The sequence below is a fragment of the Cupriavidus sp. YR651 genome (assembly GCF_900101625.1).
Taxonomy (GTDB): Bacteria; Pseudomonadota; Gammaproteobacteria; order Burkholderiales; family Burkholderiaceae; genus Cupriavidus.
In genome coordinates this window covers 1-26163 of the sequence record NZ_FMYZ01000017.1, presented here as the reverse complement: position 1 = coordinate 26163, position 26163 = coordinate 1, and the positions used below count along the sequence as shown (strand labels likewise).

General features: G+C 60.0%; 23 protein-coding genes and 5 pseudogenes. 16 read left to right on the top strand and 12 right to left on the bottom strand.

All coding sequences use genetic code 11. The features are described 5' to 3' along the window. Window positions 1–251: 251 nt before the first annotated feature. On the top strand, window positions 252–1568 hold the full coding sequence (locus BLR29_RS28280; RefSeq protein WP_369804729.1) for a PAS domain-containing sensor histidine kinase: 1317 nt from the start codon (window positions 252–254) through the stop codon (window positions 1566–1568). A gap of 249 nt (window positions 1569–1817) precedes the next feature. On the opposite strand, the gene BLR29_RS33030 is transcribed toward BLR29_RS28280, so the two are convergent. Next, window positions 1818–2360, bottom strand: a complete 543-nt coding sequence (locus BLR29_RS33030; RefSeq protein WP_255371481.1) for a DUF3606 domain-containing protein — start codon at window positions 2358–2360, stop codon at window positions 1818–1820. Window positions 2361–3218: 858 nt separating this feature from the next. Here BLR29_RS33030 and BLR29_RS28265 point away from each other — a divergent pair. Beyond that, window positions 3219–3731 (top strand): lipocalin-like domain-containing protein, encoded by a 513-nt coding sequence (locus BLR29_RS28265; protein ID WP_255371480.1) that lies wholly within the window; start codon window positions 3219–3221, stop codon window positions 3729–3731. Window positions 3732–4056: 325 nt separating this feature from the next. Then, window positions 4057–5217, top strand: a complete 1161-nt coding sequence (locus BLR29_RS28260; RefSeq protein WP_092142224.1) for an IS30 family transposase — start codon at window positions 4057–4059, stop codon at window positions 5215–5217. Between the two features lie 573 nt (window positions 5218–5790). Here BLR29_RS28260 and BLR29_RS28255 read toward each other — a convergent pair. Next, window positions 5791–6684, bottom strand: a complete 894-nt coding sequence (locus BLR29_RS28255; RefSeq protein ID WP_092142407.1) for a LysR family transcriptional regulator — start codon at window positions 6682–6684, stop codon at window positions 5791–5793. Between the two features lie 113 nt (window positions 6685–6797). On the opposite strand from BLR29_RS28255, the gene BLR29_RS32180 reads away from it, so the two are divergent. The 4 genes and pseudogenes from BLR29_RS32180 to BLR29_RS28235 form a co-directional block, all read left to right on the top strand. After that, on the top strand, window positions 6798–7337 hold the full coding sequence (locus BLR29_RS32180) for a hypothetical protein (RefSeq protein ID WP_143018548.1): 540 nt from the start codon (window positions 6798–6800) through the stop codon (window positions 7335–7337). After that, complete coding sequence (locus BLR29_RS28245; protein ID WP_218132725.1) at window positions 7334–8725, top strand: MFS transporter; 1392 nt, start codon at window positions 7334–7336, stop codon at window positions 8723–8725. The genes BLR29_RS32180 and BLR29_RS28245 overlap by 4 nt, the downstream gene beginning before the upstream one ends. A gap of 466 nt (window positions 8726–9191) precedes the next feature. After that, window positions 9192–10217: an alpha/beta hydrolase family protein gene (locus BLR29_RS28240; protein ID WP_092142218.1), complete on the top strand. Its 1026-nt coding sequence runs from the start codon at window positions 9192–9194 to the stop codon at window positions 10215–10217. 269 nt (window positions 10218–10486) lie between these two features. Further along, window positions 10487–11047: pseudogene (locus tag BLR29_RS28235) on the top strand (IS3 family transposase); the annotation flags it as partial. Between the two features lie 50 nt (window positions 11048–11097). Here the strand turns inward: BLR29_RS28235 and istB are convergent. The 6 genes and pseudogenes from istB to BLR29_RS28205 form a co-directional block, all read right to left on the bottom strand. After that, window positions 11098–11913: an IS21-like element helper ATPase IstB gene (gene istB, locus BLR29_RS28230; RefSeq protein ID WP_218132724.1), complete on the bottom strand. Its 816-nt coding sequence runs from the start codon at window positions 11911–11913 to the stop codon at window positions 11098–11100. Further along, window positions 11910–12932, bottom strand: coding sequence for an IS21 family transposase (gene istA / locus BLR29_RS28225; protein ID WP_092142212.1), 1023 nt, complete (start codon window positions 12930–12932; stop codon window positions 11910–11912). Before istA ends, istB begins: the two co-directional genes overlap by 4 nt. 83 nt (window positions 12933–13015) lie before the next feature. Continuing rightward, window positions 13016–13177, bottom strand: a pseudogene (locus BLR29_RS33265) (sulfite exporter TauE/SafE family protein); the annotation flags it as partial. Between the two features lie 54 nt (window positions 13178–13231). Continuing rightward, entirely contained in the window at window positions 13232–13663 is a 432-nt protein-coding gene (locus tag BLR29_RS28215) for a DUF6691 family protein (RefSeq protein WP_092142209.1), read from the bottom strand. A 1-nt stretch (window position 13664) separates the two neighbouring features. Continuing rightward, entirely contained in the window at window positions 13665–14099 is a 435-nt protein-coding gene (locus BLR29_RS28210; protein ID WP_092142206.1) for a YeeE/YedE family protein, read from the bottom strand. Then, on the bottom strand, window positions 14093–14431 hold the full coding sequence (locus tag BLR29_RS28205; RefSeq protein WP_092142203.1) for an ArsR/SmtB family transcription factor: 339 nt from the start codon (window positions 14429–14431) through the stop codon (window positions 14093–14095). The genes BLR29_RS28210 and BLR29_RS28205 overlap by 7 nt, the downstream gene beginning before the upstream one ends. Before the next feature lie 84 nt (window positions 14432–14515). On the opposite strand from BLR29_RS28205, the gene BLR29_RS28200 reads away from it, so the two are divergent. Beyond that, window positions 14516–15376 carry an MBL fold metallo-hydrolase gene (locus BLR29_RS28200; RefSeq protein WP_092142200.1) on the top strand — a complete coding sequence of 287 codons (861 nt, stop codon included), beginning with the start codon at window positions 14516–14518 and terminating at the stop codon, window positions 15374–15376. Between the two features lie 110 nt (window positions 15377–15486). Beyond that, window positions 15487–16818 (top strand): annotated as a pseudogene (locus BLR29_RS33260) (TIGR01244 family sulfur transferase); the annotation flags it as partial. A gap of 36 nt (window positions 16819–16854) precedes the next feature. Here BLR29_RS33260 and BLR29_RS28190 read toward each other — a convergent pair. Next, window positions 16855–17175, bottom strand: a pseudogene (locus BLR29_RS28190) (integrase core domain-containing protein); the annotation flags it as partial. A 1005-nt stretch (window positions 17176–18180) separates the two neighbouring features. Here BLR29_RS28190 and BLR29_RS28185 point away from each other — a divergent pair. The 7 genes from BLR29_RS28185 (at window position 18181) to BLR29_RS28155 (ending at window position 23792) form a co-directional block, all read left to right on the top strand. Next, window positions 18181–18621, top strand: a complete 441-nt coding sequence (locus tag BLR29_RS28185) for an Hsp20/alpha crystallin family protein (protein ID WP_092142198.1) — start codon at window positions 18181–18183, stop codon at window positions 18619–18621. A 15-nt stretch (window positions 18622–18636) separates the two neighbouring features. Further along, the gene (locus tag BLR29_RS28180) at window positions 18637–19044 is read left to right on the top strand and encodes an Hsp20/alpha crystallin family protein (RefSeq protein WP_092142195.1); all 408 of its coding nucleotides are present in this window, start codon (window positions 18637–18639) and stop codon (window positions 19042–19044) included. Window positions 19045–19132: 88 nt separating this feature from the next. After that, window positions 19133–19699, top strand: coding sequence for an Hsp20/alpha crystallin family protein (locus BLR29_RS28175; RefSeq protein ID WP_092142398.1), 567 nt, complete (start codon window positions 19133–19135; stop codon window positions 19697–19699). Between the two features lie 238 nt (window positions 19700–19937). Further along, window positions 19938–20318, top strand: coding sequence for a hypothetical protein (locus BLR29_RS28170; RefSeq protein ID WP_092142192.1), 381 nt, complete (start codon window positions 19938–19940; stop codon window positions 20316–20318). Window positions 20319–20466: 148 nt separating this feature from the next. Next, the gene (locus tag BLR29_RS28165) at window positions 20467–20784 is read left to right on the top strand and encodes a co-chaperone GroES (RefSeq protein WP_092142189.1); all 318 of its coding nucleotides are present in this window, start codon (window positions 20467–20469) and stop codon (window positions 20782–20784) included. An 87-nt stretch (window positions 20785–20871) separates the two neighbouring features. Then, a complete protein-coding gene (dnaK, locus tag BLR29_RS28160) occupies window positions 20872–22809 on the top strand; it encodes a molecular chaperone DnaK (protein WP_092142395.1) in 1938 nt (645 codons plus the stop codon). 419 nt (window positions 22810–23228) lie between these two features. Beyond that, a complete protein-coding gene (locus BLR29_RS28155) occupies window positions 23229–23792 on the top strand; it encodes an Hsp20/alpha crystallin family protein (protein ID WP_092142392.1) in 564 nt (187 codons plus the stop codon). 408 nt (window positions 23793–24200) lie between these two features. On the opposite strand, the gene BLR29_RS28150 is transcribed toward BLR29_RS28155, so the two are convergent. The 3 genes and pseudogenes from BLR29_RS28150 to BLR29_RS33255 all read right to left on the bottom strand — a co-directional run. Then, the gene (locus BLR29_RS28150; RefSeq protein WP_092142186.1) at window positions 24201–24464 is read right to left on the bottom strand and encodes a hypothetical protein; all 264 of its coding nucleotides are present in this window, start codon (window positions 24462–24464) and stop codon (window positions 24201–24203) included. A gap of 97 nt (window positions 24465–24561) precedes the next feature. Then, window positions 24562–24849 carry a hypothetical protein gene (locus tag BLR29_RS28145; RefSeq protein WP_092142183.1) on the bottom strand — a complete coding sequence of 96 codons (288 nt, stop codon included), beginning with the start codon at window positions 24847–24849 and terminating at the stop codon, window positions 24562–24564. A 679-nt stretch (window positions 24850–25528) separates the two neighbouring features. Beyond that, window positions 25529–26008, bottom strand: a pseudogene (locus BLR29_RS33255) (DUF4158 domain-containing protein); the annotation flags it as partial. Window positions 26009–26163: the final 155 nt, after the last annotated feature.

The following is a 26163-nucleotide window of genomic DNA, read 5'->3' as shown; positions in this document are numbered from 1 at the left end:
ATGCGGCCTAGGCGCGGGCTACCAAACGGCAATGCCAAGGAGTTGAGGAATTGTTCCTGCCCAGAGGCGGCGGATGCGGTTCGGTATGCCGCGAACCCGCGGTGCCTGTCGTCAGCGGGCTACTTCGGCATTCGCTCACTCATCGGCGAACGCGGCAATTACGGCGCATATCTAGGTCAAATTTCGCTTTAGCTCTTGTCACCCTATATATTGGGGGCGAGAGACAATCCGTCACAATCATTGTTCATTCCATGCGCAAGCCTTTGGCGCCCGCGGGCAAGGTGCAGCCCCCTTTCAATTGTTTTCGCTCCCTCGCTATGGCGATTGGCAGTGTAACGGTCGTCCTCTTTCTCGCGGTCGGGTGCTTTTTGATGGCTACCGTCGAACGGTATCGGCAGATGCTGGCGCCGCTGGTGCTCTTGACTGGAGCGGGCATCGGGCTCGCTGCGGGACTGTTCTGGGGGTGGCAAAGGAAGCTCACGTTGAGTAGCGATCTCCAACGTATTGCCGATCGCGAGGCCCAGTTGGCGGGGATCATCCGTTCTTCTATGGAAGCGATCATCACCGTGGACGGTGACCAGCGTGTAGTGCTGTTCAATCCAATGGCGGAGACGCTGTTCGCCTGGCCCGCCGAACGGGCGATTGGCCGCCCTCTCAGCGACTTCATCCCCGAGCGCTACCGGGCCGCTCATGAAGAGCATGTGCGCCGGTTTGGGAACACGGGCGTGTCAGATCGTCAGATGGGACGTCAACTGGCACTCTACGCTTTGCGTCGTGACGGCATTGAATTTGCTATCGAAGCATCCATCTCGCAAACGGCCCACGAAGGCGCCAAGCAGTACACCGTGATGCTGCGTGATATCACGGAGCGGGTAGGTGCGGAGGAGGCTCTGCGCCGCTCACGGGAAGACCTACAGCAGCTTTCAGATGGAATACTCGCTGCACGCGAGGAGGAAAAGCGGCGCATTGCGCGGGAACTACACGATGACCTTGGCCAGCGGCTGAGCGCGCTTAAGATGGACATGGCAATGCTCGGCGCGGACGTCAAAGAGGGCAGGGGTACAGCAGGCATATTAGGCGAGATTAGCGCCATAAACGACGTAATCGATAATACTGTTGCGTCGGTTCGACGCATTGCCAGTGACCTACGGCCAGCCTTGCTGGACGAGTTGGGTATGATTCCTGCCATTGAGTGGCTAGCCGATGATTTCGCCAATCGGTACGGATTGACGGTGAGCGTGGACGGTGCCGATAGTGACGTCCCCGGGCAAACGGCAATCGCCATGTTCCGCATTGTCCAGGAGGCGTTAAGCAATGTCGTCCGGCATGCCGACGCGACCACCGTGCATATTCAGCTCGTCCAATCAGAGCACCAACTTGTGATGCAGGTGCAAGATGATGGAGTGGGCTGGGACAAAATCCCATCCACAAGCGGGCCACGCAAATCGTTGGGACTTCTTGGCATCCGGGAACGCGCGCGTCTACTGGGCGGCAGCCTCACCATCGACAGCACTCCCGGTAAGGGCTTCTGCCTGATAGTACAGGTTCCGCACGAAAGGGCGGCCTGATGCGACATGCATCAATGATTGCGGATTGCAGCGTAGTTTTCCGGGATCAAGCTACCACGCTGCAATACATATACATATGTGCTTCCCCACAAGCGCGAGCGCTACCGATGCGCGTCGGCACGACCTCAGGCCGTATTGTCGGCCTTCTGCTTCCCCTTCTCTTTCCTGAAACCGCGCAACCTTAGAAGAAACGGCCGACAGGCTCCGCGGTCAACAATTTCGATATTGGTGCTCGCGCTAGCGTAAGGGTCAAATGGTCTCACCGCCTTTGTCAGCATAGCTTTGTGGATTGCTTGGCTGGCTCGCTTCCAGATGGTTTCGCACGGCCGCAATGTGATAACCGGCCGCGTTTACGGCGTTCTCCAGATCGCGCTCAGTGCAGCCTAACTCGCGACACCAATACTGAACTTCAAGAGGATCCGTAAGGTTGATGCGGCCTGGATCCAACGGTCTAAACTGGCTAGTGCTATCCATCATGCTCCTCTTGTCGGCGTCTTGGCGCGACACATGCCGTTGCAAACTATAAGCGGCCTTGGCTGGATGGCGATGCTTAGTTCCAAGATAGTGGCGGCTCGGTGCTGGCCTTTGATTGTTATCAAGTAGGGCCATGGACCACCCACGTGCTTCCTCATTCGTGTGGTCTTCAAGTCTCCTGCTATGCGTAGTTGTTATTCGACCTATTCGACCCGCTTCCATCTTAATCTTTGCGAATGGCTGAACAATGCCGGCCAGCGCACAGAATATAAGGACGACGAGTTGCGGTACCTTGCAGCGCACCAGCAGGCCCTCCATACAGTGCGCCTTGCTTGTCGCGCCGGATATGCGGCAGATGCCATACGCTCGCAGTCTCGCGAGGTCTTGTCGCGTCGAAGCGGGGGCAATCAGGCCGGGGAGAGCGGCTGACTCAATCCCGAACGAGCCGCAGCTCGGGCACGTGTAATGGACCCCCCGGAGCTGGGGCGACCGAATCCGTTCCGCGGCGGCGCTGCACAACGGGCAATTCGCTGGTTCTGGAAGCATGGTCTCGGCGAAATCCGCACACTGTATAAATATACAGTGTGCGCCGGATAACCGGTAAGGAGTAAAGGGTGAAAGTCCCTGGCAGCAGAAGATCTAGCGAATCACGCTGTCCCCGAGTCATGCGTTGTGAGTCGCGAGGCGCGCAACGAAGCGTTGACAGGGGTGCGTATAGGCCAGCCATTGAGCCGCGAAAAATTTATCCAGTCCCGAGTGTCAACGCCAATCGAAATTTGCACGTTTGGGGCGGCCGAAACTTGCAAAGAGCCAAGCCAATGTTCCTGCACTCATTGTGCGGCACAGCATTGACGGATACTCCTGTAGGGCGGTGGTGCTGGGCTGAAGCGCCAGACTTTTGAGCAGCGTGTTGCCGGGTCAAAAGCCTGACAACGGTCATTGAAGATCCGGCGTCGGGATCCGGGCCAGAAGCAGTCGTAGTGCACGGCACCCTATAGCGGTCATTGAGAGGTACCGCTCGAGCGGCGGGGACCTTCATACGGGCACGCCTCAGCAACTGTAGCCGCTCTCAGCATTCGAGCAGGGGCGTTTGCCTCCATATCTTTCCTTTCCTACATTGCATTCTCTGTCTGTCATTAGAGGCTGATTTTCCTAACTCGCAATAGGAGGACTCCCGTGAAGCACTTCCACATCGTCGACCCCACATTACGACTGATGCTATTGGGACTCGCGCTGCAATCGGGCCTTGCGCTGGGCCAAGGGTCATTGGACCAGCAACTGGCCGGCGCATGGACGTATGTCTCGGTCGACACTGTCCGCGCGGATGGCAGCCGCACGGCAATGTACGGACCCAGTCCCCACGGTCTTGTCATCTTTGACGGCCATGGTCACTACGCGCTGGTGAATTCGCGAGGCGATTTGCCCAAGTACGCATCCAATGACCGAATGAAGGGCAGCGCGGAGGAATATCGCGCCGTGGTACAAGGTTCGATCGCGCACTTTGGCACGTACGAAGTGAACGCAGCAGACAAGACCATCACCTTTCACATAGATACGAGCACGTTCCCGAACTGGAATGGGGTCGAGCAGCGCAGGCCGTTTGTCCTCTCAGGAGATGATCTCAGATGGACCACTCCCGCTGCATCCGGAGGCGGCTCGGGAGAGGTCGTGCTAAGGCGAGCACGGTGACGCTGGCGCGCACAAGATGAGTCTTTGCGGCCGCGCCTTGTCCGGAATGCCCCCCCTCCCGCGAGTTGGACCGATACCAACAAGCCGCGTGGCCGGTCAGGTAGACAGGTACCGAGTTCACGCGCGCTTGGAGGTCGACCGGTTGTCCGGCGAACTTCTGTTTCATCGAGCGTCTGCTTTTCGTGGTGCTCAATGGCAACTATGGTCGGTTCCTGCCCGCCGCGTTCAGGTTGGCGGATCGCCAAGGCAATCGGGCGCTTCCCGGCCGTGGATTCAATAGGTCGATGCAACACTAGACGCTGCATGAGCGGCGGAGGTGTTGAAAATGAAACAGAGGCGCAGGATCTACTACACCGAGACTCAAAAGGCACTAATGTGGGAGCGGTGGCGAAAAGGTGACACCCTTGCGCAGATTGCCAGACTGTTTGATCGCTACCACTCAGCAGTACAACGAGTTCTCGCGAGGAATGGCGGGATACAGCCAACGCCACGACACCGCTCCAGGCTCGCTTTGACGATTGCCGAGCGAGAAGAGATTTCGCGCGCAGTCGTCGCCGGCCGGTCGATTCGCTCAATAGCGGCGCGATTAGGCCGCGCTCCTTCTACTATCAGCCGCGAGCTCCAGCGAAATGGTGGCCGACAGGACTATCTGGCGAACCAGGCCGACCAACTCGCCTGGGAGCGCGCACGGCGCCCAAAGATATGTAAGCTCGTCAGGAATCGGACACTCGCCCAAGTGGTGGCGAGCAAGCTCCGATTGCAGTGGTCGCCAGAGCAAATTGCGGGTTGGCTCAAGCACGTGTATGCGGTCAACAAGGACTATCAGGTGTCGCACGAGACCATCTATCGGAGCCTCTACATCCAGGCCCGTGGCGCGCTAAAAAAAGAGTTGCTGGAACACCTGCGCCGTTCTCGAGCCATGCGGAGGTCGCGCCACCATACACTGAAGACCGAAGACCGGACGAACATCCGAGATGCTGTATCGATCAGTGAACGCCCCGCCACGGCAGAGGATCGCGCCATACCCGGGCACTGGGAAGGCGATCTACTGTTCGGTAGCGCCAACAGCCAGATTGCAACACTGGTCGAACGCCAGACCCGGTTCGTGATGCTTGTGAAGATTGCGAGCAAGGACTCCGAGGCTGTCGTCAACGCTCTGATCAAGCACGCCGGCAAGCTGCCGCAGGAACTCTACAAATCGCTGACTTGGGATCGTGGCACGGAGATGGCCGGCCACAAGCGTTTCACCGTGGCCACGGACATCCAGGTCTACTTCTGCGATCCTCAGCATCCGTGGCAACGCGGCTCCAACGAAAACACGAATGGGCTGTTGAGACAATACCTCCCGAAAGGCACCGATCTCTCGGTCTACTCGCAAGCCAAGCTCAACGTCATAGCTCGAAGACTCAACGAACGCCCACGCAAAACACTAGACTTCGATACACCGGCTGAACGATTCCAAAAAGCTGTTGCGTTGACCGGTTGAATCCGCAGCCAGCAACGGACCTCGGGTCGCCACACAACCCTCCGTCCCCTCTAGAATTTGCAGCGGTCGTTGTCAAGAATCGCCCTTGCCACAGGGCGCGAAACGCAACATATACATGCATCCAGTGGACCGAATACTTAAGGTCCGCGCTGCTACAGTTTGAAGCCTACTGTCAATCCTCTCTATGAGGCCCTATGAAGACTTTAGCCTTTGTGACTGCCCTTGCTGGGACTGCATTTGGCGTAGCCAATGCATACGGCGCACCCGACGTTGCCACCGAGGCGCCAGCCGCAAGACCCCCGCTCCTATCGTCCCGGTCCATCATCCACCTCAACGACACTACGTCGCGCGCGCACGAGCAATTCGATCGCGTCGGGAAGACCGACCCATACACCGATAGCTGGTAGATAGAACGACTAGGACAGATCTTCACGCGGCGCGATCCGCACCAGGCAGTGGTAAGCGCCCCTCGATCAGGTCCGACCATTAGATGCATCGCATGCGTCCATGCATGCGTTGGATCGGATGCGGCATCATGAATGAGAGATCTTGAGAGCGCCCCTCAAGCGACATCTATTCGGGTGCACACACGGCTCGCATACAGGCCCTGAGCCAGCGGTGGACCGGATCGGAGTCGAGCCTCGGATGCCAGACCATCGACACGGAGAAGCTCGTCACGCGTAATGGGACCGGGAAGCTGAACATGCCCTCGCGCAGTGATTCAGTGTGAAGATCAGGAACGGTTGCTATCAAGTCCGAATGTCTAGCCAAGGCCAACGCAGTCGCGAAACCGCCCACTGAACTCACGACGCTGCGACGAATGTTCTCCGGCAGGAATTTCCCTTCCATCGAATCCTCGTCAAAGCCGCTACGCGAGACAATGACGTGCCGCCCTTCAACGTAGTCCTTGAAACTGATCTCCGTTCGGGCCAGCGGGTGTGATGCACTGATCGCGCCGATTAAGCGATCTCTGAACAGGGCCTGAGTGCGCAACTCTGGCGACATTGACGCCTCGACCACGGCTGTTTCCAGGTCGATGCGTCCCTCTCGCAATGGCGCGCTGTCCTTGTCCGCCTTCTGGAGAAAATTCAGTCGAATACCAGGCGCTTCCTTACCGAGGCGGGCCAGCAAGTGCGGGCCAAAATTCTCGACGAAGCCGTCGCTCGTACGAATTGTGAAAGTGCGCTCCACCGTGGAAAGGTCCAGCGCCTTCGCGGGTCGTAGAAGGCGTTGACTCTCCTGTACCAACGAACCAACGCGGTCGCGAAGCTCAATGGCACGGGGTGTTGGCACGAGTCCACGCCCCGCGCGCACTAATAGTGGATCTCCTGTCACCTCGCGCAAACGAGCCAGCGTTCGACTCATCGCGGAAGAACTCAGGTGGAGGCGAGCCGCAGCGCCGGCGACGCTACCCTCATCGAGAAGAACGTCCAGCGCGACAAGAAGATTCAGGTCAGGGATCGACATGCCCAAGCCTAACATGACATGGCGTCCCATGCATGAATAAGTTGCAATCGTTGCGTCTTCCGCCTTCCCAGGATTGCTCTTACATTGAGTGAACACCCTCAACGGAGCACGAAATGTCAACCAATACACTCACACGGGCTATGGCGGCGGTACGCGAGGCATGGGGACCGCTGACCACGGACTTGGTGGAGACCTGCCGTTTGCAAATTGAATCGCTGGCGAATGCATCGCCCGATGAAAGCTGGCTTGGTGATCTTCACCGCGATCAGCCAGCGAGCCGAGAGCTTTATCGCGATCCGACGCACGGCTTTGTCCTGATGGCGCACTTTGAACATGCTTCGCTCTATCGTCCGCCCCACGACCACGGCCGTAGCTGGGTAATCTATGCTGTGCAACGAGGGGAAAGTGAGATGGGGACCTATGGCCGCATCGAAACCCCTGGTGGTGAAACGCGTCTCGTCAAGCGCAGCGCGACCCTTGTCAAGCCCGGCCAGGCCCAAGTCTATTTGCCAGGGGACATCCATGACACCCTTTGTGTATCGGGGCCGGCGTTGCTCTTTCGCTTCACCGAACGCGATCTAAAATGGGAAGACGCGATCGAGAAAAAGGTTACGCGATACGTTCAGCATAACGGATTCTGGAGTGTGCCGTGACTACGCAAGCGGCCGCCGACAGTCAAGGCGGCATTGCCGAGCCCCGGCGCAGGAGGCGCGCCATCGCTTCCGTTCTGGCAGGCATGGTCCTCGTTGTACTCGACGCAGCAATTGCCAATATTGCGCTTCCAACGATAGCCGCCTCCTTGCACGTAACGCCTGCCGCAGCCGTACAAGTTGTTATCGCGTATCAGCTTGGTGTCGTGATGCTGCTGCTGCCGGCAGCGGCTCTCGGCGAGAGCATCGGCTATCGGGGAGTCTTTGTGGCTGGAGCCACGGTCTTCACGGCCGCATCGATAGTTTGCGCAGCGTCTCCGTCTTTGCCGTGGCTCATTGGCGCGCGCTTTTTGCAGGGCGTTGGCGGGGCGGGCATTCTGGCGCTCGGCGTCGCGCTCCTACGCTTCTCCGTCCCCTCGCATCGCCTAGGTGCTGCCATCGGATGGAATGCACTTACGGTGGCACTATCAGCCGGCGCCGGTCCTACACTCGGCGCGACAATCTTGTCCTTCGGCGAGTGGCGGTCCATCTTTGCCGTGGGCGTACCGATTGGTGTGCTTGTGCTGATTTGCGGACGATCCCTGCCTTATGTGAGGGGGACAGGGCGCACTGTTGACCTCACCAGTGTTGTCCTGAGTGCAAGCATGTTCGCGATGTTCGTGATCGGCGCGCAGTGGTTGCCAACCGATTCTCAGCAGGCGCTTATCCTCATTGCCGTCGCAACAGTGTTTGCGATGTTGCTCGGACGGCGCGAGCTTCGGCGTGCTACGCCTTTGGTCCCCGTGGACCTTTTATGGCGCCCATCATTTCGTTTATCTATCATCGCTTCTATCCTTAGCTTTACGGGTCAGGCGGCTGCATTGGTAGCTCTGCCATTCAGTTTGCAGCACGCGTTTGGCTTATCGCCCTTCGCCACTGCGCTATCCCTGTTGCCTTGGCCTTTAGCTGTCGCCATGACCGCTCCATTGGCAGGCCGACTAGCTGATCGGCTACCGACAGCGCTGCTTTGCCTAACGGGCGGAATTCTTCTCGCTTTAGGTTTGGCATCCGCCGCAGTTTCGAGTTCGGGCCACCACACTCTCGCACTCTGCTTTCAAGTGATGCTCTGTGGTGCTGGCTTTGGACTGTTCAATGTTGCGAACAACCGCAATATGTTCATGTCAGCACCGCGCGAGCGCAGCGGTGCTGCGGGCGGTCTGCAGAGCATCGCACGGGTGATAGGCCAGACCATCGGCGCCGTCTTCATGAGCATGCTCCTTGCCTGCTACTCCGTAATTGTTGCGACGCAGATAGGACTGACGATCGCAGCCACACTCTCCCTCGCTGCAGGCATAACCAGTGTATTCCGCTTGCGTGACACCAGTGGCTCTTTCAACGACTCGCTGACATGATCGATAGCGATACAAATCGAGGCCTCGATATGTCCGCTCATACTTCTTCTCCAATGTTTAGTCGACGACTTGAACTCAATTTCCATGCCGACGACTATCGTATCCTCGAGAAGGCAGCAGACGCCGTTGGTCTCTCCATTCGAGAGTATTGCCACTTAGTCGCAATACGATGGGTACGCGAAACATCCGCTCCAGGCGAGCCAGTCACATCACTAAAGCGCGCACTTACGCTACGAATTCATCCGGCTGATTACGCATTGATCGAGCGAGCTGCACAGGCTGTCGGCTACTCCGTAGAAGACTACAGTCGGCTGTCTCTGTACCTACATACCAAGGACGTTCTTCTCAGGTTAAGAAAAACAGCCGCCGACGATGAAAGTGAACCTATTCGGGGTGCTCGGTTCTGAACGGCGAGCCACATTTTCCGCATGCTTATACGTATCGGTTCTTCTTTGGGAAGTTGACAATGAATATGTTTCGCGCGTTCGCGCAACCTGCGGTTCTCGTAGCGGTCGCTTTGCTCGCGACGACAGCGAATGTATGCGCCCAATACGCGGGATACAAGACGCTGACGATCGGGGATGACAAGCCCATGGTCGTGGCGCTCTTCTACCCCACGGCTGTCACCGACAGGGCTGTACCGATGGGCCCCTGGTTGCCCATCGTGGCTCCAGGTGCGCCGCCCTCCGATATTAAGCTCAAGGGGTTGATCCTGCTTTCTCATGGGACTGGGGGCACCGAGCTTAATCACCATAACCTTGGCACTCGATTGGCGCGGGAAGGCTATTTGGTAGCAGCATTGCGCCACCCTGGAGACAATTGGCAGGACCGTTCGCTGATTGCTTCGGGCAAGTACTTAAGCGAACGCCCCCGACAACTGAGCCGCGTGCTGGATGCCCTGCTTGCAAGCCTCGAATGGGGACCTCGCGTTCCGACTAACCGAATTGGTGCTGTGGGCCACTCGGCTGGTGGCTACAGCGTGCTCGCCCTCGCCGGGGCGCAGGCCGATGCGCAACGCTCCGCCGAGCATTGCAGCACGGTGCGTAACGATCAAGGCTATTGCTCGTTGGCCAAAGTCCACACAGTCACGGACGCGTCTACGTGGAAAGAGGCATCAGCCTCGGAGGCAGCGCGACTAGTCTCTGTATCAGACTCCCGTGTAGGGGCTGTGGTCGCGCTGGCTCCCATGGCAGTGGTCTTTACGCCGGAGAGTCTTGCGGCCATTTCTGTGCCCATGCGGATCATTGTGGCTGGCCAGGACACCGTGCTCAACGGCCAGTACCATGGGGGCTATGTCGCCAATAACCTGTCTGAAGCGCAAACTAGTACAGTGCCCGCTGCAGGACATTTCGCTTTCATGGCGCAGCCAACCTTCTCATTGCCATCTGCAGCCGGTGACGCTTCTGTGAATCCACCCGGATTCGACAGAGTTGCGTTTTTGCGTACTTTGGAGGATCAGGTTGTCGATTTTTTTGCGCAACAGTGGCACTGAACACCAGTCGACATTCTTGGAGCAGATGCGTTGCGATGGCGCGCGAGATTCGCAAGTGACTGCGACTGACCGAAGTTCACGCCATATTGGCCATTCGCGCGCTCGCCGGCGAGCGGCTCAGATGGGTCGGGATGATCTTACCCACGGACCGCGGACATCTTGAAAAGGGTCATACTGACCAGAGAGAGGTGTCCCATGGAACGCAAGGAATACCATCGGTATAGCCGCGATTTCAAGCTGGAGGCGGTTCGGCTAGCCGCGGTGGGCGAAATACCAAGGCCTCGCCGAATCTGTTAAATCGTGTCTTCGAAGCCGATCGGCCGAACGCACGCTGGTTAAGCGACATCACCTATATCCCCACGCGAGAAGGCTGGCTCTATCTGGCAGTGATCCTCGACTTGCATTCGCGCGCAGTCGTCGGTTGGGGGATGAGCAAGACGCTCGACTGCCGTCTTGCCATGGATGCACTGAACACGGCCATTCGGCAACGGCGATCTGCTCCAACCATCTTGCACTCGGATCAAGGATCGACCTACGCGGCAGCCGAGTATCGAGCGCTCTTGCTACAGCACTCGATCCGGCAGAGCATGAGCCGCAAAGGAAATTGTTGGGACAACGCCCCGATGGAAAGCTTCTTCCATACGCTCAAGACCGAGCTCGTTATGCATTGCGACTACAAAACCCGGGATCAGGCCCGAGCCAGTCTATTCGAGTTTATGGAGGTGTTTTATAACCGACAGCGGCGTCATTCGACGATTGGCTACAGTGCCCCGTTGCCGTTCGAATCTTCAACCAAGACCCCGCTCAACCTGTCCGCGGTCCGTGGGTAAGATCAGGAACCGCCGATTGGAGGCGATAGCAGTTCAAGCGAACTCGGGAACTATGCGGTGCCCGTTATTTCCGCGCGTGTGCGTCGAGCGCGTGACTCACGGTTAAGCTCCCGCGAGAGCTCTGCGTGCTCACGCATGCGATAGCTGTTCCCCTTGATGTTCACGAGATGGCAGTGATGGAGCACTCGGTCGATGAGCGCGGCAGCCATCACTTCATCCCCGAAGACAGCTCCCCATTCTTCGAATCCCTTGTTGGAAGTCAGTACGGTAGAAGCGTGTTCATAGCGTCGGCTGATGAGCTGGAAGAACAGCACAGCGCCGCCGTGCGTGATCGGCAGGTAGCCAATCTCATCGACGACCAGCAACGCCGGATGGGTTAGTACCGTGAGACGACGAAGCAGTTGTCCCGTCGCCTGCGCTTCCTCAAGTGACGAGATCAAGTCGATCAAGGTCCCATAGTAGACGCGGCGGCCCCGCTTGGCCGCCGCGACGGCCAGGCTGATCGCGAGATGGCTTTTGCCGACGCCAGGCGGGCCGAGCAGGACGACGTTCTCCTTGCGCTCGACAAAGCCGAGCTCGTGCAAGCTCTCGATTTGTTCGCGCTTGATCGATGGCTGAAAGGCGAAATCGAAGTCCTCCAGGGTCTTGATAGCAGGGAGCCGGGAAGAGTGCATTGCCGCCATCAGACGGCGGTTGTTTCGCAGCTTTATCTGCGCTCCCAGGAGGCGCTGAATTGCTTCAGACGCTGTTAGTTGGCCGCTGTCGACCGCGCTGAGGATCTGGTCGATCGCCTCGAGCGAACCTGGCATCTTAAGATCCGCCAGCATATCGCGGATGGCCTCGCGGGGTAACCGGGCGGCGCTCATCGTTGGTCTCCCGCCAGTCTGCCGTATTCGCTCAGGGAGCGCCTCTCCACCCTGGGCAAGGCCGCGGCCGGCATCGGGCAAGTCGGGCGGTCTGACAGGGTTGCCAGTCCTCTATATGGTGCTCGTGCCAACGGCTGAAGTAAGGCCAACTCGTCGCGTAGAAAGCGGGCATCGGGTGCCTCTGCAGTGGTCCGATGTTTCCGCTGGTTGGCCTTGCGCATTACCCACGACAACGCCTGGGTATTCAGATCTGCATCATTGAGGAATTCCCGACCGTAGAAGAAGCTCTGTCGGACATATCTGATGGGTCGCTCCACCTTGCCTTTGGTCTGAGCCCGGTACGGGCGACAAGCGCGGATGCGAAAGCCCCAATAGCGAGCAAAGCGCGAGAACTCGACGTTCTCCAACACCCTGCCGCCGGCGCCACGCTGATCGTCGACCACAACGGCTTTCATTTGGTCGAACAGTAGCTCCAAGGGAACGCCACCATGGAAGGCAAAGGCCTCTTCCAGGCCTTGCATGAGCACCTCCATGCTTTGGCGCGGGTAAAACTGAAGCCACATGCGTCGCGAATAGCTCAGCACTACGAACAAGGCGTACCGTTTGCCCCATGGCAGCCGAAACTCGGCGAAATCAACTTGCGCCTGCCGTCCGGGCGGCGTCTCGAAACGCACGACTGGCTCTGGGACCGCACCTGGGCGAATTTGTCGCACGAACTCCTTGACCTGCGAATAGCCGCCCTTGTAACCGGCAGCGCAGATCTCCTCGAACAGCCGCATCGCGGTCAGCCTCGCCAGGCGTGCCGTGATAATGCCGCGGAACTTATCAATCTTGTGCGGCACCGGTGGGCGGCACCGGTAACACAGTGGCTCGTTATCCCGTGAGCGATCGAGTTGCCCTGTGTCAATCCAGTAGTAGAGGGTGCGCAGGCTCACGCCCAGTTGCCGCGCGATCTCCGTTTTGGACAGGCCTTGCTCCAGATAGTGACGTAGCAACACGCGTTGTTCCCTCCCGTACATAGGCGGCTCCAAAGGCTCTTTCGGAGCTGCCACCTTGCCCGAGCGTGCAAATTTCGTCCGCCAGTTCTGTGCAATTTACGTCCGCCACCCACAAGCAGGGCGACCGGCGCGGCCTCAGCAACGCTGAGATGCTGCACGAGTGGCAGCAGAGGCACCGCGAGGATGGTGCCGCCGGCGCCCGTCAGCGCCAGGATGAGGCCAACGATGGCGCCTAGCGTCGCGCTGCTGACAAAGATGCTTTCCATCGATACACCGCTTAACAGACGTGTCCAGTGGACATGGCTCGAGTGCCGGCCTGCTTACGCCCGTTGCAGGGTCGACTTGGCCCGCTCGGCAACTTCGAACACGACCATGCCAGCCACCATCGCGGCCACAAAGCCAACGGCTTTCGGATAGCCCGCACCCAGCGCCACCAGCGCGGGGCCTGGACAGAAGCCGGCTAGACCCCAGCCGATACCGAACGCGGCGCTGCCCAACACCAGTCGCAGCGTCACGTTCGTGCTGGCCGGCAGTTGCACAGGCAACCCCAAGAAAGAGCGCTTGCGGCGCTTGGCAATCAGGAAGGCAAGCGAACCAAGGAGAATCGCACCGACCATCACAAAGGCCAGGGACGGGTCCCAAGTTCCTGCCAGGTCAAGGAAGCCCAGTACTTTGGCCGGATTCGCCATGCCGGAAACTATCAGGCCGACGCCGAAGAGCAGGCCTGCAAGCAGTGCAGTAATTGCGGTCATTTCAGCCCCCAATCAGATGCCGTTGCACGAAAACCGTGAGGAATCCCGACACCATGAAGGTCAGGGTGGCGACCAGCGAGCGGATGGAGCCGCGCGAGATACCGCAGACGCCATGGCCGCTGGTGCAGCCGCTGGCGTAGCGGGTACCAAGCCCTACCAGGAAGCCGGAGACCAGGATTTCGCCCCAGCTGGCCTGGATATCCGCAATGGCCGGTTTGCCTAGCAGGCTCGCAATGACAGGAGCGCCGACCAGGCCGGCGAGGAAGGCCAGGCGCCAGGCCATATCCTTCCGGGGTAGGCTGAGCAGGCCGCCGAAGATGCCGCTAATGCCGGCAATGCGGCCGTTGAACAGCACTAGCACGGCTGCCGCCGCGCCAATGAGGAGTCCGCCGGCCAGTGACGGCCCGGGCGTGAAGTTCGCAAGGTCAATCAGCATGTCGCGTCCTCCGAGGTATTGGCGCAGAACTGTTGATAAAGCACGGCCATCACGGCAAGCGCCTGAGGGCTTGCCACCGAATAGAAGATGTTCTTGCCGTCACGGCGCGTCGCTACCAGAGCGTTTTCACGGAGCACGGCGAGTTGCTGGGACAGCGTCGGCTGCCGGATGCCGAGCTGTTCCTCCAGTTCGCCAACAGACAACTCGTCCTGCGACAGGCGGCACATCAGCAGCAGGCGGTCCGGATTGGCGAGCACCTTGAGCAGGGCGCAGGCGTTCATCGCAGCGGCTTGCATCGTGGTGAGGTCAATGGTTGGGTGGGGCTGGTCCATAGGTCGTCTACACTTTTCCTCTTAATAGTATATTGAAAGATAGAATGTGTGTGAATAGAATGTATTGCATCCAAGGAGGCAAGCATGCAACCGACCGTTCAACCGTTCTTCGACCTAGCGACTTGGACCGTGACCTACGTGGTCTATCAGGAGGGACGTCCCGAGTGCGCAATTATCGACTCCGTGCTGGATTACGACCCTAAGGCGGGAAGGACCTCGACGACAAGTGCCGATAAGGTCATCGCCTTCGTGCGCGAGCACGAATTACACGTCGAGTGGATTCTCGAGACGCATGCGCACGCGGACCACCTGTCTGCGGCGCCCTACCTCAAGCGCCACCTCGGCGGTCATATCGCCATCGGCCAGAACATTCGCCGTGTGCAGGGGGTGTTCAAGACGCTCTTCAACTTGGAACCGGAGTTCCGGCTCGACGGGTCGCAGTTCGACCACCTCTTCGAAGAGGATGAGACGTTTGCCATCGGTGGCCTGACCGGAAAGGCGATTCATGTGCCCGGCCATACGCCTGCCGATATGGCTTACCAGATTGGGGATGCGGTTTTTGTCGGCGATACGATGTTCATGCCGGACGTCGGCACCGCTCGCTGCGATTTCCCCGGTGGCGACGCACATCAGTTGTACCGCTCCATCCGCAAGCTTCTGCACCTGCCCGCCGAGACTCGCCTTTTCATGTGTCACGACTATCCGCCCGAGGGGCGGGGTGCCGCCTGGGAAACGACAGTGCGCGACCAACGGAACTGCAATATCCATGTTCACGACGGAGTGAGTGAGGACCAGTTCGTAGCCATGCGGCAGGCACGCGATGCCACGCTAGCGATGCCAACACTGATATTGCCGGCAGTCCAGGTCAACATCCGGGCCGGCGAGTTACCTCCGCCTGAGGCCAACGGAGTGCGCTACCTAAAAATCCCGCTGAACGCAGTCTGATGAGGGGGCCGGCGTCGTGATGCCGGCCCGTGATTGCTCTCACCATGGAACGTTGGTGAAGCGCGATGCCGTTGCCCAACAATGTTTTACCGTCTCCCGGGAAGTACGCCATGGACGCGCGTTCCCTGACCTCGGACCTCTCAGTCTCGCCACAAATCGGTGTTGCCGATGTCGCAGCACTGAAGGCACTTGGCTTCGCCGCCATCGTGTGCCATCGCCCGGATGGTGAAGGGTCCGACCAACCGAATTTTGAAGAAATCGCGCAAGCCGCGAAGCAAGCTGGCTTGCAGGCAATTCATCAACCAGTAGTGCCTGGACAAGCCTCGGCTGAACAGGCGTCGGTATTTGCGGCACTGTGCGCTGACCTGCCCAAGCCTATCCTGGCCTATTGCCGTACCGGGTACCGGGACTCGGTCCGCCACTCTGTGGGCCCTGTCGCAAGTCAGAAAGCTGCCCGCAGGCGAGATTCAGGAACGTGCGGCCAAGGCGGGTTTTGACCTTAAGGCCGTGGTGCAGCGTATCGCCCATGCTGGAAAACCTCTGGTGGATGTTGTTGACGCTGAGCACATCGTGGTCGTCGGCGGCGGGGCGGCTGGCATCGCAGTCGCCTCCAGCCTGCGTGCACGTGAGCCCGAACTGGATATCGCCATCATTGACCCGGCCGACGTGCACTACTACCAGCCAGGCTGGACCTTGGTCGGTGCGGGCGTGTTCGAGGCGGCCGCCACCGCACGCACGATGGCATCGCGCGTGCCGGCCGGCGTGCGCTGGCTCAAGGGTGCCGTGGTGGCATTCGAGCCGGAAAGGAATGCGTTGTGCTCGAGGGTTGCCGAGCGGTGCGCCATCAGCGCCTGGTCGTTTGCCCAGGCCTCAAGGTCAACTGGCACGGCATTGAGGGCCTCGTTGAAACGCTCGGCCGCAATGGCCTGACGTCGAACTATCGGTTCGACTTGGCGCCATACACCTGGGAACTGGTGCGTGGGCTGCGCGGGGGAAAGGCGCTGTTCACGCAAGCGCCCATGCCCATCAAGTGTGCGGGCGCGCCGCAGAAGCCAATGTACCTGTCCTGCGATGCGTGGCGCCACAACGGTATGCTTCAGAACACGCAAGTTCAATTATTCAATGCGGGAGCGGTACTGTTCGGGGTGCCCGATTACGCCCCGGCGCTGATGGAGTACGTCAAGACCTATGGCATCGACCTGCGCTTTGGCCATACGCTTAAAAGCATTGATGGCCCACGCAGGAGAGCCACCTTCGAGTGGACGCTGCCTGACGGCAACAAGGAGCAGGTGGAGACCGAGTTCGACATGATTCACGTCGTACCACCGCAGACCGCGCCGGACTTCGTGCGGGCAAGCCCGCTGGCTGATAGTGCCGGTTGGGTGGATGTGGACCCTGCCACGTTGCGCCATAAGAAGTTAGAGCACGTCTTCGCGCTCGGTGGATTTGCCCACGTGTCTCCGGACACGGTCACACCCTTAGGTTGATAAGGCCATCGCACGCCTGAACTCGCGCGGAGAGCGGTAATTCAGGGCGCTATGGGGGTGCTGCTCGTTGTAGTGCTCGAAGGCGATGGCCAGATTGCGAACTGCCGTCTCGGCATCAGGTTTGGGCATGAAGGCGACATAGTCGCGCTTCATGGTCTTCACGAAGCTCTCGGCCATCCCGTTGCTCTGCGGGCTGCAAACCGGCGTGGTCAGTTGCTTCAGGCCAATTGCCGACGCAAACGCCTTGGTCTTGTCTGCCGTGTAGCCCGAGCCATTATCGGTCAGCCATTCAATTTCCGCCGGCGCCTTCAGCGCGAAGCGGTCGCTCGCCGAGGTGGACCTGCGCCGAGCTTGGTTACCGAAATTTGACGCGCGGTTACCGAAAAAGGGTTGGGCCGACATTTCGGCTCGGAGCGGTACGGGGTCGCTTCAGAAAACGGAGAATTTTGCACGCTAAGCGATCGCTAGCCCCGCCGGGCAACTACCGGGCGACGAACCATGACCCCATGGAATTCGGAGATAGTCCCTTCACTTCCGAGCCAGCTGCGGTCCCTGCGGAAGCAGAGGTCCTATCTGGCGCTCCCCTTCCAACGCCAGCCGTCGTGTCGGGCCGTCGACCGTCTGCTCTTACCCCGACACCGCGGTCGAAACAGTGGATCCGCCTCGGCGCACAGCCTCGATCTGCCCAAGTACACCCTGTACACCGACGTCCGCGGCTACATTCTGCGACGCAGATTCTGCTCAACGAGAGGCAAGACAGCGCCGCCGTGGGGGGCATAATCCGACGAGTAGCGTTCAGGGCACGTGGTGCTGCCCGCCTGTTGATCTGTGTCCGCGGACCGCGCACCAGGGTGCGACGTGCCTAGCCGGTCCTCTATTCAGCGAGCCACGCCACAAAGGCAGGATCCCAGTCGAACTCTGCATCTCTGCTGGGGCGGCTTGGCCTTGCTGTCCAACGAGTCAGAGGCATGATTGCGAAAGCAAGCGTCTCCGGCTCGGCACTTACCCCCAAACGCGCGGCGCGCGACAAATACGCTTCATGCGGCACATAGATGTGGCGCCGTGTAACGGGAGCGACCCCGCGTAAGCGAATCTGCCCAACCGTGACCGGTGCAGCACGAATCGCCTGATGTCCTTTCGCGGAACGGCGCAGGCTGGCCCCCTTGAAATTTGGGCGGCCAATTACTATTTTATTTTTGCTCAGGCAGTCGCGACCGTTGCGCGCTGCGTGTTTCTGTTTGTTTGCCAGCAGCTTGGCAGGTGGATGGGAGCGCGTTGCCCCTTCGCCTCCTTGCTGCATCGAAGGAGGATACGACCATGAGTGATCTATTCTTTGGAACCGACGTTTTTAGCGAGCTCGACCGCATGCAAAGGCAGATGGCGAGTTTGTTCGGCGGCTTCCCCTCCAGCCTCCGCTCCGGCCGCTTCGGGGCATTTCCCCCCGTCAATATCGGCGCCACGGACGATTCCATCGAGATTGTCGCGTTCGCACCGGGCATCAAGCAAGACAAGTTCGAGGTGTCGATCGACAAGGGCTTGCTGACCATCAGCGGCGAGCGCGAAGCCGCGCACGCGGTGCGCGATCCGGAGGTCCGGCTGTACGCGCAAGAGCGATTCACCGGCACGTTCCGGCGCGTGGTCGAACTGCCGCAGAGCGCCGACCCCGACAAAGTCCAGGCGCGCTATGTCAACGGCTGCCTGTCTATCAGTATTGGCAAGCGGGAAGCCTCAAAGCCTCGGGCGATCACGATCCAATAACGCCAGGAGAATGTCATGAACGAGACTACCCAAATGGTTGAACGCGACCAGAATGCCGTGACAAAAGGTCAGGAGGACAAGTCGACGCCGACGATGACCCTGCTTCCCGTGGTCGACATCGTCGAGGACAGCAACGGCGTCACGCTCTGGGCCGACCTTCCGGGGGTGACCAAAGACAAGCTCGAGGTGAATGTCCACGACGGCAACCTCCATATTGAGGCGGAAGCGGTCGTGCCCACGCCCCAAGGACTGCGGGTGCAACACGCGGAAATTCGGCAGCCGCACTTCGCACGCGCTTTCTCGCTGAGCCCCGACCTTGACGCGTCGAAGATCGAGGCGAACCTGCAGGACGGCGTGCTCAAGCTGACGATCCCGCGTCGCGACGAAGCGCGTCCGCGCCGCATTGCAATCAACGTGGCCTGAGTTGCCGCCGCCGGGTACCGGTGGCGGCTGCAAGGGCGCCACCGCAGTACCCGCGGAAATGGGCTGGACATACGTCGGTGAGGACAAGATGAAGACAGACCTGGGCAAATGGAACCCATTCAAGTTCCTACGCAAATCGACAGAGGATAGGCAGCCGACGGGCGAGCCCTCGAATGTTCCCGCGCCACGGCACTGGACACCGGACTGGCCCGAGGTTTCACGGCTGTTTTCAAGCGATCCCCTGCGTGCGATGGGCGAGTTTCTGCATGAACCCTTCGCGGGCTTCGGCGGCCTGGATCGATGGTTCGGTGACTTCAGTTCGTCGCGCTTCCAACCTCGCATCGATGTAGTCGATGATGGCACGGCGCTAAGGATCACGGCGGAGCTGCCCGGTATGGATCGCGAGGACCTGCAGATCACCATCGAAGATGGCGCCCTGGTATTGCGAGGTGAGAAGAAGCAGGACATTCGGAGCGAGGAAAACGGCTGCTACCGCTTGGAGCGGGCATACGGCGCCTTCATGCGCAGTATCCCGCTGCCCCACGGCATCGACCTCGATCACATCGATGCGAAGTTCGACAGAGGCGTATTGACGCTGCGTCTACCCAAGACCGGCTCGTCGCAATCTGCGGTGAAGAAGATCGAGGTGAAGTGAGCGGAAGATGGCGAGCTGCGTCAAGGGAATAGACTCGCGTGAGTCTGCTGCGCTCAGCTGGGAGATTCAAGCTGGCCTTGCAAGGTAGCGCCTCCGAGGCCATTTCTGGCATAGGCGGCGCTCGGAACGCGCGGTGCTGGCTTGCAACGGCAGCGAATCCACGTACGACGCTGAGGTCTTGAAATCGCCGAACTGGCCTCTACTTTCGCGGCAAACACTTCCCGAGATGGAGACTTCGATGGAATTCGATTCTGAGTGGGTGACGCTAGGCAGGCATCGGGTGCTGCTCAAGTGCACGCGCGGCTTTCCTACCGAGCGGACGCGGCGCGTAGCGGAGTTGGTCACAGTCGCGATCGATAACAACCTCAGCGCGCGGGCCCGTTTGGTCGACGTCACGGCGCAAGGCGATGCTTACGTGATCAGCATCGGCACGACGTTCGAAAAGGACAGAGTGGCGGCCCCCCACCTGGAAGTGGCACTGGCCACGATGTTCGGCTTGGCGCCCGAGCAGATCACGATTGACGTTGTCGTCGTCAGTCAGGCAGAAGTGGATGTGCATTTTGGCGTATATGAGCGGATGCTGGCAGAGAAGCTCGGCACCGTGCCGGCCATTCAGTGACGCGCCAGGATCGGTTCCTGGCCAATTATGCTAGTGGCTTGAATCCAGACGCCGGCGTTGACACGTGAATGCCCTGAACGGCGGCCCGGACACGACCCGATCGGCCGGACAAGCTCATGATCACAGTGATGGGACGAGGAGCAAGGCTATGAACATCCGTCCACTACACGATCGCGTCATCGTCAAATGCTTGGACGCAGAACACAAGACGGCCAGCGGTATTGTCATCCCCGATACCGCCGCCGAAAAGCCGGACCAGGGCGAAGTCCTGGCTGTCGGCCCCGGCACCGGTGAATACGGCGACCTGTTCGAAATGGGCGTGATTGACCCAACCAAGGTAACCCGTACTGCACTACAGAACACGGCATCAGTCGCCGGACTGATTCTGACCACGGACGCGACCGTGGCAGAGATGCCGAAAAACCACGGCAAAGCCACCGCGGTGTCATCGGAGCTGGAGTATTGACGAGACACGCAAGGCGTGCGGCGAGTCCCATACAGCTGTGGATTGACAGGGAATTTCCTACCAGGAAGCGCCAGGCGCTTGGACATCATGAGCAAGATCATCGGGATTGACCTCGGCACCACGAATTCGTGTGTGGCGCTGATGGAAGGCAACCAGGTCAAAGTGATTGAGAACTCCGAAGGCTCGCGCACGACCCCGTCGATCGTCGCCTATATGAACGACGGCGAAATCCTCGTCGGCGCACCCGCCAAGCGGCAGGCCGTCACGAATCCAAAGAACACGCTGTTTGCCATCAAGCGGCTGATCGGCCGCCGCTATGAGGAAAAGGAAGTGCAGAAGGACATTGGCCTGATGCCCTTCACGATCTTGAAGGCTGACAACGGCGACGCATGGGTCGAAGCGCAAGGCCAGAAGCTCGCCCCGCCGCAAGTCTCGGCTGAGGTGCTGCGCAAGATGAAGAAGACCGCCGAAGACTATCTTGGCGAGCCTGTCACCGAAGCCGTTATCACGGTGCCCGCCTACTTCAACGACAGCCAGCGCCAAGCGACCAAGGATGCCGGGCGCATCGCCGGGCTGGACGTCAAGCGCATCATCAACGAGCCGACCGCGGCGGCGCTCGCGTTCGGGCTGGACAAAAAGGAAAGCCGCGACCGCAAGATTGCCGTGTTCGACCTCGGCGGCGGCACCTTCGACATCTCCATCATCGAGATCGCTGACTTGCAAGGCGAGAAGCAATTCGAAGTGCTGTCGACCAACGGTGATACCTTCCTGGGCGGAGAAGACTTCGACCAGCGCATCATCGACTACCTCATCGGCGAATTTAAGAAGGACCAGGGGGGCGACTTGTCGCGGGACGTGCTGGCGCTGCAACGCCTGAAGGAAGCCGCGGAGAAGGCCAAGATCGAGCTCTCGTCAAGCCTGCAGACGGAAATCAGCCTACCGTACATTACGGCCGACGCCAGCGGACCGCGCCATTTGAACCTGAAGCTCACGCGCGCAAAGCTCGAAGCCCTGGTCGAAGACCTGGTCGAGCGCACGTTGGAGCCGTGCCGGATCGCGATCAAGGATGCCGGTATCGCGGTGGAAAAGATCGACGACGTCATTCTGGTGGGTGGCATGACCCGTATGCCCAGCGTGCAGGAGAAGGTAAGAGCGCTCTTTGGCCGCGAGCCGCGCAAGGACGTCAACCCCGACGAAGCGGTGGCGGTGGGGGCGGCGATCCAAGGCGCGGTGCTCGCCGGTGATCGCAAGGATGTGCTGCTGCTTGACGTCACCCCGCTTTCGCTGGGGATCGAGACCCTAGGTGGCGTGATGAGCAAGATGATCACCAAAAACACCACCATCCCGACCAAGTTTTCTCAGATCTTTTCTACCGCCGACGACAACCAGGCGGCGGTGACCATCAAGGTCTACCAAGGCGAACGCGAGATTGTTACGGGCAATAAGATGCTAGGCGAGTTCAACCTGGAGGGCATTGCACCGGCGCCGCGCGGCATGCCGCAGATCGAGGTGACGTTCGATATCGACGCCAACGGCATCCTGCACGTGTCGGCGAAGGACAAGGCTACTGGCAAGGAGAACCGGATCACCATCAAAGCCAACAGCGGCCTGTCTGAAGGCGAGATCCAACACATGGTGAAGGACGCCGAGGCTCATGCTGACGAAGACCGTCGACAGCGGGAGTTGGTCGATGCGCGCAACCACGGCGACGCGCTGGCACACAGTTCGCGCAAGGCTCTGACCGAATACAGCGAGAAGCTGGACGCGGACCAGAAGGAAAAGATCGAATCCGCAATCAAGGACCTTGAGGCGGCACTGAAGACCTCCGACAAGGCCAAGATCGACGCCAAGGCGCAGGCCCTGGCAACGGCCTCGCTGAAACTCGGCGGAAAGGTCTATGCAGACGTTCAGGCTCAGCCGGACACTGGCTCCGGTCGCGCTGCGGACGCGAAAGAGGCGAGCGCCGAGAAGACAGGCGAGGACGTGGAGGATGTTGAGTTCAAAGAAGCGGGCGCCAAGCAGTAAGCCGGCCGACGCCGCGGTCAAAGTTGGGGTGCCCTCAAGAAGCGGCTTTTATATACGTTAGCGACCTCTGTTGGCGTTTCTTGTAAGGACTTCGCGGCCGGTATATATACGGCCAAGAACACGCCTCTGTGGCCGCGACAGCCAGAGGCTCGCTAAACCGGTTGGCACCGACTGACGCCTTCGCAGAAGACCAAAGACCAATCCCTAGGGGTGTCATAACCGTGCCGAAAACCAGCAGCCCCCATACCGATCCTGCTGTGGCTGCCATCTGTGAGATGTCTTCATGGAGTTTCCCCCGTGCGCTATTTGTGTACCGTCAGGAGACCGCAGTGGGATCCTACGGCCAACAGATCATCGACGATGCGGCAGACACCGACTGGAATCCGGTTCTCCTGCCAGACCTCTTAGTGGAGGATACGATGAACACCGATCCGAAAAAGTGGAATCTCTTCAAGTTCCTTCGCGGGGCGGCCCGCAAGTCCAATCCGGACAGCCTGGAAGGCCCGCCGGGGAGCGAGCAATGGCGTGCCTCCTGGTCTGACATTCCGCGACTGTTCTCACGCGAACCGTGGCGCGCAGTGGAGGAATTCTTTCATGACCCGTTTGCCGGCCGTGGTGCGCTCGAGCGATGGTTTGGCGACTTCAGTTCTTCGCGCTTCCAGCCGCGCATCGACGTGGTCGACGAAGGGCGGGTGCTGCGCGTGACCGCCGAATTGCCAGGGATGCAGCGCGAAGACCTGAACGTGAGCGTCGAGGACGGGGCGATCGTGCTGCGCGGCGAGAAAAAGCAGGACGTGCGCAGCGAGGAAGATGGCTGCTACCGGCTAGAGCGCGCCTATGGAAGCTTCGTGCGCACGATTCCCGTGCCGGAAAACGCCGATCCCGATCACACCCTGGCAAAGTTTGACAATGGAGTGCTCACGTTGACCGTGCCGAAATCGGAGCCGGCGCGATCCGCGAGTCGCACGATCGATATTGGCTAGGGATAAGCAGTCTCTGGCCGATGCGAGCGTGCCCCAAAGTGATCTTCAAGCTCCTCCGTGGTAATGGCATAACAATGCGGGCGCTCCGTCCCCGTGGGCGGCGCACTCGAAGCTTAGGTCACGACCACAGAAGCAATCTGTTGCATGCAAGACCCTAGGAGCGAAACTGAGATTGCCAGCGAACTCGGTCGCCGAGCCGGTTTGTTGCCAGTGTAGGGAGCTTCAGACGGACTACAAGGTTGCGCAGCACCAGATTCGCTGCACGGCTGTCCGGTTTCGTCAGCATTGCCAGCTATGTGGCCGCGCGCCATGCAGCCCCGCAGCAGAGGCGGCCTATCGCTTGCGTTTATGGCCCCATGAGCTTGGACCGTGGAGCGGGCGTCGGGCGAGCCATGCCCGGATCGCCGGCTACCCTGGGCGGCCCGACGAATCGAAATCCGGCGACTCATCGTCCAGAATTTCAAACACCTCTTCCGCCTTGCGTCCCGAGCTGGACTCAGGGTTGCGCAATTGAGGCTCGTCGGCGCGCAACCATTCGCAGGCCCGCCGCACATCCTCAACGGTCGGCTCGATGTCCAGGATCCGTGCGATCACTTCATCGTCAATGGGACCCACAATCTCGCGGATCTCACTCGCGCTCGCCAATCGCGAATCGCCCTTGGTCGTGTGCATGGCGATGTCTCCTATGCGGTGGAGGCGGCGTCTTGCCGAATCCGCCCCCCGTACAAATACAGGCGCCGCAGCCTGAAGCGACGTGCCTCTGATCCGATTAAATGGTTCCCGAGGGCGGCGCCAAGGGCTTGTCCTCTTCGCACCGGCCGGGGTAGGTGGTCGCCGCCTTCACCAGCCGTTCTTGCGTGTAGGCGCCGGCGAACTGACCGTCCACTAGCAAGTAGAATTTCCATGGCTGGTCACTCTCGCGCGTGGCGTTCTGGTCGAGCAGGATCGCGGCGCGGCGCACCACCTCTTGCCAGTCTCGGCTGACGATAATGTCGTGTGCGCTCTGATTGGCGCCATCGGGACGGTAGGTGACCAGTGTGTAGGTCAGCGTGTTCATTCTCCCTCCTCTTTGGTGCCATTGTGCTCGTCCTGCCTCCGCGAGCGTGCCGTCTGAACACAAAGCCTACCGATCCGAGGCCCCGCACGGCTTCGCCCCTAATAGCTTAGCGCACTTGCCTGGCGACGCCGGCGCACACCCTTATCGCGCCGCCACAGGTGTGCCCGCCCGGCATACGGTGGGGATCAGCCCGCTCAGCCCGGCCATTGCGGCTGGTAGCGTGACGCACGATCAGATGCTTGCAACGCGCCTGCTCGCTTGTAATATTAAATGAGGTGGTGCGCGCGAAGGCGGCCCGCCTCGCTTGCGCTTGGAGCCGGCATGATCCCCGTGCCGAGGGGCGCCGGTAGCATTTCGGATAGCCAAGAAGTGTCGCGAATGGCTGGATCTTCGCAGGCGTGGCAGTCGCCTGTGCGGGGGTGGCTATGTCGTTTACAGCCTTGTTGCAAACGAAGTGCGCAATTCGCAATTGCAGGCGCGCTATCTTGGTCGCTTCACTAGGCAGTTGAACTTCGAGGTGCAGCCGGGCGCCAGCGACAGCATCCGCTTTCCCCATTCCGGCCCCTATGACGCGCGCCTGGGCTACGGCCGGATGGCAGACTTCACCGAGCGGCTGACGCAACACGGTAGGAACAGGCGCGTATGTCGCCTGCGATGGTTAGGCTGATGGACTACAGCATCTTCCCAGGCGATCGATATGCTGCAACATCTGGCGGGAGCTGGCCTTGCCCGGCGGCAGCCGCAGCCAGGCCAGCCAAGTCAGGCGCCCATCCGGTCGGCGCTGCAGGAGATGATCGAGCTGTAGCCGGTGGTGTTCCGTAAGCGGCTCGGTCAGTATCTGGTAGATGCGGCGAGTCGCGCGCGTGACGGCCTCCGCGCAAATGCGCTCGATCACGTTCATGCCCGGCAGCAGCAGGGACTACTCCCGGAGGTAGGCGATCAACGCCGTGGCCAGGATGATGCCTTTGTCGGTTTGCTGCGCCAGCTCCGACATCGACTGGACGGCGGCACGATAGTCGGCCATCGCGAACGGCCGAATCCGAAGCACCATCTGCAGCTCCCCCTGGTGGTCCCTTCGGGTCTGATCGCGCCGCCCGTAGTTCGTCCAATGCGTCGGCGCAAGGCGCAGTTGCTGCGCCACCATGGCCAGCAAGGCCGGAAGCGACCCCGGTACGCTGTCGGAGATGTTTAACATAATCAACATTATGCGGACAGCGCATGTGGTGGCTAAATTCAGATGTCTGCTTCCAGCCAGATCAAAATGTCCTCGACAGACCTATACTGGTAGCCCCAGTTGGTACTGGAGCGCGCCAT

What these genes read in the sequence shown, in the direction of transcription:
- BLR29_RS28170 (WP_092142192.1), top strand. Translation starts at nt 19,938, where the DNA reads ATGGAATTCGATTCTGAGTGGGTGACGCTAGGCAGGCATCGGGTGCTG.
- BLR29_RS28175 (WP_092142398.1), top strand. Translation starts at nt 19,133, where the DNA reads ATGAAGACAGACCTGGGCAAATGGAACCCATTCAAGTTCCTACGCAAA.
- BLR29_RS28145 (WP_092142183.1), bottom strand. Translation starts at nt 24,849, where the DNA reads ATGAACACGCTGACCTACACACTGGTCACCTACCGTCCCGATGGCGCC.
- BLR29_RS28150 (WP_092142186.1), bottom strand. Translation starts at nt 24,464, where the DNA reads ATGCACACGACCAAGGGCGATTCGCGATTGGCGAGCGCGAGTGAGATC.
- BLR29_RS28210 (WP_092142206.1), bottom strand. Translation starts at nt 14,099, where the DNA reads ATGCTGATTGACCTTGCGAACTTCACGCCCGGGCCGTCACTGGCCGGC.
- BLR29_RS28180 (WP_092142195.1), top strand. Translation starts at nt 18,637, where the DNA reads ATGAACGAGACTACCCAAATGGTTGAACGCGACCAGAATGCCGTGACA.
- istB (WP_218132724.1), bottom strand. Translation starts at nt 11,913, where the DNA reads ATGAGCGCCGCCCGGTTACCCCGCGAGGCCATCCGCGATATGCTGGCG.
- BLR29_RS28255 (WP_092142407.1), bottom strand. Translation starts at nt 6,684, where the DNA reads ATGTCGATCCCTGACCTGAATCTTCTTGTCGCGCTGGACGTTCTTCTC.
- istA (WP_092142212.1), bottom strand. Translation starts at nt 12,932, where the DNA reads ATGTACGGGAGGGAACAACGCGTGTTGCTACGTCACTATCTGGAGCAA.
- BLR29_RS33030 (WP_255371481.1), bottom strand. Translation starts at nt 2,360, where the DNA reads ATGGAGGGCCTGCTGGTGCGCTGCAAGGTACCGCAACTCGTCGTCCTT.
- BLR29_RS28185 (WP_092142198.1), top strand. Translation starts at nt 18,181, where the DNA reads ATGAGTGATCTATTCTTTGGAACCGACGTTTTTAGCGAGCTCGACCGC.
- dnaK (WP_092142395.1), top strand. Translation starts at nt 20,872, where the DNA reads ATGAGCAAGATCATCGGGATTGACCTCGGCACCACGAATTCGTGTGTG.
- BLR29_RS28240 (WP_092142218.1), top strand. Translation starts at nt 9,192, where the DNA reads ATGAATATGTTTCGCGCGTTCGCGCAACCTGCGGTTCTCGTAGCGGTC.
- BLR29_RS28165 (WP_092142189.1), top strand. Translation starts at nt 20,467, where the DNA reads ATGAACATCCGTCCACTACACGATCGCGTCATCGTCAAATGCTTGGAC.
- BLR29_RS28205 (WP_092142203.1), bottom strand. Translation starts at nt 14,431, where the DNA reads ATGGACCAGCCCCACCCAACCATTGACCTCACCACGATGCAAGCCGCT.
- BLR29_RS28215 (WP_092142209.1), bottom strand. Translation starts at nt 13,663, where the DNA reads ATGACCGCAATTACTGCACTGCTTGCAGGCCTGCTCTTCGGCGTCGGC.
- BLR29_RS28155 (WP_092142392.1), top strand. Translation starts at nt 23,229, where the DNA reads ATGAACACCGATCCGAAAAAGTGGAATCTCTTCAAGTTCCTTCGCGGG.
- BLR29_RS28280 (WP_369804729.1), top strand. Translation starts at nt 252, where the DNA reads ATGCGCAAGCCTTTGGCGCCCGCGGGCAAGGTGCAGCCCCCTTTCAAT.
- BLR29_RS28260 (WP_092142224.1), top strand. Translation starts at nt 4,057, where the DNA reads ATGAAACAGAGGCGCAGGATCTACTACACCGAGACTCAAAAGGCACTA.
- BLR29_RS32180 (WP_143018548.1), top strand. Translation starts at nt 6,798, where the DNA reads ATGTCAACCAATACACTCACACGGGCTATGGCGGCGGTACGCGAGGCA.
- BLR29_RS28200 (WP_092142200.1), top strand. Translation starts at nt 14,516, where the DNA reads ATGCAACCGACCGTTCAACCGTTCTTCGACCTAGCGACTTGGACCGTG.